The sequence below is a fragment of the Dongia sp. P2_B8 genome, assembly GCF_056404715.1.
In genome coordinates this window covers 1-1,220 of record NZ_JBFUDM010000016.1, presented here as the reverse complement: position 1 = coordinate 1,220, position 1,220 = coordinate 1, and the positions used below count along the sequence as shown (strand labels likewise).

Genomic DNA, 1,220 nt, shown 5'->3' with positions numbered 1-1,220 from the left:
GGCGACACGGTAAGCGAGGGCCTCAACGAAGGCACCGATCTGGTGAGATCGTCGGTCACTTTCACGCTGGGCGCCAATGTCGAAAATCTGACGCTGACCGATGTCGGCCATATCGGCGGCACCGGCAATGGTCAGGTCAATATCATCATCGGCAACGACGGTAACAACCGGCTGGATGGCGGTGCGGGCGCCGACACGCTGACCGGTGGCAAGGGCAACGATACCTATGTGGTCGACAATATCGGCGACAAGGTGGTGGAGAGCCTTGCGAACGCGACCGGCGGCATCGACAGGGTCGAGAGCAGTATCACCTTCAGCCTGGCGGCACTCGCCAATGTCGATCACCTGACCCTGACGGGCACGGCCAACATCAACGGCACCGGCAATGCACTCGCCAACACGATCACCGGCAATGATGGCAACAACATCCTCGATGGTGGCGCTGGCAACGATCTTCTGCAAGGCGGCAAGGGCAATGATACTTACATTCTGGATTCGCTCGGCGATGTGGTGGACGAGACCGGCAATGACAGTGGCGACGAGATCCGCAGCAGCCAGCTGATCGCGGCCTCGGTCGCTGGTATCGAGCACTACACCTATACGGGTTCTGCGGCCTGGTCGTTCACGGCGACAGCGGAAGACAACATCGTCAAGGGCGGTTCGGGGATCGACAAGCTGTCCGGTGGCGCTGGCGATGATCAGCTCTATGGCAATGCCGGCAATGACGAACTGAATGGCGGTGCGGACAACGACCTTCTCGATGGCGGTGCCGGGCTTGACAAAATGACCGGTGGCGATGGTGACGACATCTATGTCGTCGACAATATCGGGGACAAAGCGATCGAGGACGGCACCAGCGGCGAAGATCTAGTGAAGGCGTCGATCAGCTATGTACTGGGCAATGGCCTGGAGAAGCTGGTCCTGACCGGCACGGGGGCCATCAACGGGACCGGCAATGCGCTTGCCAACGAGCTCACCGGCAATGACGGTGCCAACACGCTGGATGGCCAGGGTGGCCAGGACGCGATGGCAGCCGGCAAGGGCAACGACATCTACGTCGTCGACAACAGTGGCGACACGGTAAGCGAGGGCCTCAACGAAGGCACCGATCTGGTGAGATCGTCGGTCACTTTCACGCTGGGCGCCAATGTCGAAAATCTGACGCTGACCGATGTCGGCCATATCGGCGGCACCGGCAATGGTCAGGTCAATATCATCAT

Annotated in this window: 1 protein-coding gene; it reads left to right on the top strand. The window is 60.2% G+C overall.

Annotated features, from left to right (window positions below):
* Positions 1–1,220, top strand: a 1,220-nt coding sequence (locus tag AC1DWZ_RS23935; RefSeq protein ID WP_477171478.1) for a calcium-binding protein, incomplete at both ends; no start/stop codon positions are given.